Genomic DNA, 4,296 nt, shown 5'->3' on the forward strand with positions numbered 1-4,296 from the left:
GGTGACGGCTGGTGTTTTGGTCGACTTCAGACGATACCGCCGGTCTCCCGCTGCCGCCACCTCCGCAGGAGCCGCCGGCCCTGGTCCAGCCCACCCGTGCACAGCGCCCGGCCTCAGGCAAAAATGGCCAAAGTCGAGACGACGATCCACGCCTTCATCTCTTGGCCGTCGTGCCCCCAGTTGACCGACAGATAATGGTCGAAATAGTACGGGGCATAAGCACCGCCTTTTGCGTAGGGAAACCACATGTTCTCTGCCGTGCTTTCCCACCAAAGTCTCAGGAATCGAAAGTCATCAAGGGTCCCGGTTCCGCTTGTTACGACGGTATGAGTTTCGACAGACGGAAATGTCAGAAAGGTTTCCCGTATTTGATCTGTAACCCAATACGCAAACGGCGCCCCAGGCACCAGCGCGAAGGCATCGGGATCGGCCTCGAACACCCGCGGATCGGGCTCGCCGGCGGCGACGGCGCGCAGGGCGGTCCGCAGGGCCAGGGCCTTGTCGTCGTCTTCCAGCAGGCGCAGGAAAAGGCTCACTGAGGGGACTCCTGGGGGTGAAGTGAGACGGCGTTGAGTCCCGGAACCAGGAACAAGGGCTTGGTGGGACGCTCCATGGTCACGAAGACCTCGGCCCCAGCCTGCAATGCGGCGGCCGCGTGCAAGGCGTCCATCGCCCCCAGGTCCCAGTGGGCCGCAAGGCTCAGCGCCCGCGCGACCAGTTGGTCACTGGTGGGGATCCACAGGCTGACCGTGGCGAAGTACCGTTCCATGAAGGTGATCTCGTCTTCACGCCGGTAGAACAGCGGTTTGCGCAGGGTCTCCAGCCGCAGATAGGGGCTGGCGACGAAGCGCCGGACCGGATCGCCCAGGAGGGCGAGAGCCACCTGGGCCGCCGGTTGGTCGCCGCGATAGGCGACGATCAGGGCGTTGGCGTCAACGTAGGTCGTGGTCATCGCCGGCCTCCGCGCGCCCTTGCCTGACCTCCTCCAGGATGGCGTCCACGGGGGCGAGCGCCAACCCGCATGCCAGGGCGCGTTGGCGTATGGCCAGTAGATCGCGCCCCAACGCACTGAGCTCCACTGCGGCCCCGTCCGGCGCCAGATTCCCGGTTTGATCGCTAGTGTCTGGCGCGGGCGGCGGCAGTGGTGCCGGTGGTTCGGGCAGCAGGGTCACCAACACCCGCGCCCGCGCCACGCCGGGCAGCGGCTCCAGCAGCCGCACCTGGCCGTTCTCGTATATGCCTTCGATGCTTGTCAGCATGGCCGTTCCCATCCGTTTCACTGTTTGATCAGACAATAGGCCGCCGCCTCGACCATCGCCGCGTCCATGACCCCGTGGCCCAGATCCGCCAGCACCGTGGGTCTGGCCTCGCCGAGCAGCACGCCTTGGCGCCAGTGCCGGTAGCTGGTCAGAAACAGGGGGGTACGGGAGGTGATGGCACCCAGGATACCGGCGGGGTGCAGCCACTGTACCCCACGCTCGACGCAGGCGGCGAGCAGGTCGCCCTTGGAGCGGGGATAGGCGCCCGCGAGGTAGGGACCGGCGCGGGCGCAGGAGGCGCCGAAGGGCGGATTCATCAGGGTGACGTCGAAGCGCAGCCCGCACAAGTCGATGAAGCCGAAACCGCGGGCGGCGTCCTCGCTGAACAGGCGACGCCGATAGGCCTGGCCGTTGACCGACTGCTCGGCATAGTGTCGCAGGGCGTGCAGGACGGCCGCCTCCGCCTGCTGCCAGCGCGCCTCGTCCAGGGCGCGGAACAGGGGTCCCTGCTCGCCGTAGACCTCCCGCACGGCGGCGCGGATGTCCTCCTCAATGCGCAGCAGGGAGCCGGCCTCCCCCGCCAGTTCCATCCGCTGGAAGACTTGCTCGATCAGCCGGGCCAGGTCCGGGTCCAGGGTCGTCAGCAGCTCCCGCCGCAGCTCGGGCTCGCCGGGCATGGGCTCGGCGACGACGATGTTGGTGCGCTGGATGGGCGGGCGCTCCCCGCGCGGGACACCTAGCTCCAGATAGCCCCGCTGGGCGCGCAGCCACAGGGCCAGGGCGGCGATCTGGGCGGCGCGGGGGTCGATGTCGATGCCGTACAGGTTGTGGCGCAGGATGAGTCCGGGCAGTGCCCGGTACAGTGCAGCCCGGTCCGGATAATCGTCGCGCAGGGTGTGGCCCGTGACCTCGCCGACGGGGGCATCCGGGTCCTCCCAGGCCTCCTGGTAGATCGTCAGCAACAGGGTGAAGGCATAGAGCAGGAAGTGCCCGGAGCCGCACGCGGGGTCCAGAATCCTGAGATCCCGCGGGTCCTTCTTGGTGCGGGTGGGGGCGGCGTCGTCGGTCGGAGAGTCGTCAGTCGTCAGTCGCCGGTCGTCAGCCGGAGAGTCTTTCGCCGATGACCGATGACCGACGACCGACGACCCCTTCCGCACCAGATAGTCGAGGTCCTTGAGACGGGTGTCGCCCCGGCGCATTTCGTACCAGATGCGGCCGAGGCTGTTATCGGTGAGGAACTGGACGACATAGAGCGGGGTGAAGAACTGATTACGGACAGCCAGCTCGCGGCTGTTGCGCGGCGCCTGACTCTCAGCGCGCATCTGCCGGCGCTCGTCGTCGCCGTTGAAATACTGGTAGACCCAGCCGATGGTCTCGTCCTGATCCCAGACGCCGGCCAGTTCGGGGTCGTTGAGGATCTCCAGCAAGCCCGGCTGCTGAGAGCCGAAGAGGGTCGCACGCGCGGGCCACAGCAAGCTCGCCGGGTCGCGCCGGTCGAACAGCACTCGCACCTCGCGACCGATCTCGTCGAACAGGCTCTCGATGTAGAGCCGGTAGCCGCGGTCCGGAAGCTGTACCAGCCCCGGCGCCAGCCCGCAGAACTCCTTGAACCCCGACGACTGCTCGCCCCGCGAGATGCACTCCTGCACCAGCCCGCGGGCCTCCAGCATCTTGAGCGCCACGAACCGGTTCAGTGTCGTGAACGCCGCCTCCCGCCGGTAACTCGCCACCGCCTCGGCCGCGCTCTGGCCGCTGGCCCGAAAATGCTCGACCGCGGCCACCAGCTTGGTCCGCACGATCCGCTGCGCCGCGTCGAGATGATTGCCTGGCTTTTCCGCAATAGTGCCGTCCAGCCGGATGTCGAACACACCCGCCAACTGGTCCTCGAAATCCTGCTCAAGCAACCCGCGAGCGGCCTGGGTGGCGCGTTGGATGCGGTTGCGGGTGTCTTTGTCCATGCTTTTGGTTCGGAGTTCGGAGTTCGGAGTTCGGGGTTCGGGGTGACTTGAGATTTGGGCGGTAGACTTTCGCTAACACATTGTTCTTGTTAAAGGATGCGTATAAATAAACGCGCGCGCGAAAAATATACGCGCGCTCATATTCGCGGCGGCCTATGACGTGCCACGCACGAGAACATCATGGCGCAGGGCCTCGCAGGTGAGACACCCTATCCAGGGGGGCGGTCATGTCGTCGTCGCCGGCAGTGATCGCAGCGGGATCTCGCTGACGCGAAACATAGGCTCCGCCACGACGTTCACGCATTTCTTCATCGAGTTCATCCCAACTCAGCAGTTTGCCTCCGCCCAGGATATAGGCACGCCGCGATTCGAGGAGATCGCGACCAAGCGCAGTGCGCGGCTGGTAATGGTCGACTACGGCATCGCCGGTCATTGGCGCGACGGGCGTCGCCGTCGCCGCTTCCTCTGGCGCCGTTGCCGTTGGCGGAAGGACGGCGGGCGACAGCGCTCGCGGTGAACATGGGGGCGGGGTATCCGGGAGGACGGCCACCGCAACCCGCGCCCGCGCCACCCCCGGCAGCGGCTCCAGCACGCGCACCTGACCGTTTTCATCAGCGCCGTCAACACGCGTTGTCATGCCTGAAAACCTCGCTCCAAGTTCCGGTCTGCTCCCCGTGACCCAGTGTGCTCCGACCGGTCATCACCCTCAAGACAAAAGCCCCACCTGGAATCCCGCACCCCAAACTCCGAACTCCAAACTCGGAACTTTCCCGGTCCAGGCAGAACCGTAAATATGCTCTTACAAACAGATACTTGAACTATGAATCGCAAAAATACGCTCGCGAGCGTAAATTTTTCGCTCGCGATCATAAATTCGGACCACGGAGCATGTCTTTTTCCATTGCTACCGCTTCCCGCTATGCGGTGGTTGATTGTCTTTACCTCGACTTTGGCCATTTTTGCCTGAGGCCGGGCGCTGTGCACGGGTGGGCTGGACCAGGGCCGGCGGCTCCTGCGGAGGTGGCGGCAGCGGGAGACCGGCGGTATCGTCTGAAGTCGACCAAAACACCAGCCGTCAC

Annotated in this window: 5 protein-coding genes; all 5 read right to left on the reverse strand. The window is 65.5% G+C overall.

Translation table 11 applies throughout. The annotated features are described in order from the left end of the window. Nucleotides 1-113: 113 nt before the first annotated feature. Entirely contained in the window at nt 114-536 is a 423-nt protein-coding gene (locus QZY03_RS29095; RefSeq protein WP_295587398.1) for a hypothetical protein, read from the reverse strand. After that, on the reverse strand, nt 533-952 hold the full coding sequence (locus QZY03_RS29100; protein ID WP_295587400.1) for a PIN domain-containing protein: 420 nt from the start codon (nt 950-952) through the stop codon (nt 533-535). The genes QZY03_RS29095 and QZY03_RS29100 overlap by 4 nt, the downstream gene beginning before the upstream one ends. After that, entirely contained in the window at nt 933-1,259 is a 327-nt protein-coding gene (locus QZY03_RS29105) for a hypothetical protein (RefSeq protein ID WP_295587402.1), read from the reverse strand. The genes QZY03_RS29100 and QZY03_RS29105 overlap by 20 nt, the downstream gene beginning before the upstream one ends. 17 nt (nt 1,260-1,276) lie before the next feature. After that, entirely contained in the window at nt 1,277-3,217 is a 1,941-nt protein-coding gene (locus QZY03_RS29110) for a DNA methyltransferase (RefSeq protein WP_295587404.1), read from the reverse strand. Nucleotides 3,218-3,395: 178 nt separating this feature from the next. Beyond that, nucleotides 3,396-3,854 (reverse strand): hypothetical protein, encoded by a 459-nt coding sequence (locus QZY03_RS29115; RefSeq protein ID WP_295587406.1) that lies wholly within the window; start codon nt 3,852-3,854, stop codon nt 3,396-3,398. Nucleotides 3,855-4,296: the final 442 nt, after the last annotated feature.

This window comes from uncultured Lamprocystis sp. (assembly GCF_903933125.1).
Classification (GTDB): Bacteria; Pseudomonadota; Gammaproteobacteria; order Chromatiales; family Chromatiaceae; genus Thiodictyon.

Coding starts and splice junctions, on each gene's coding strand:
- QZY03_RS29100 (WP_295587400.1), bottom strand. CDS start 952: ATGACCACGACCTACGTTGACGCCAACGCCCTGATCGTCGCCTATCGC.
- QZY03_RS29105 (WP_295587402.1), bottom strand. CDS start 1,259: ATGCTGACAAGCATCGAAGGCATATACGAGAACGGCCAGGTGCGGCTG.
- QZY03_RS29110 (WP_295587404.1), bottom strand. CDS start 3,217: ATGGACAAAGACACCCGCAACCGCATCCAACGCGCCACCCAGGCCGCT.
- QZY03_RS29115 (WP_295587406.1), bottom strand. CDS start 3,854: ATGACAACGCGTGTTGACGGCGCTGATGAAAACGGTCAGGTGCGCGTG.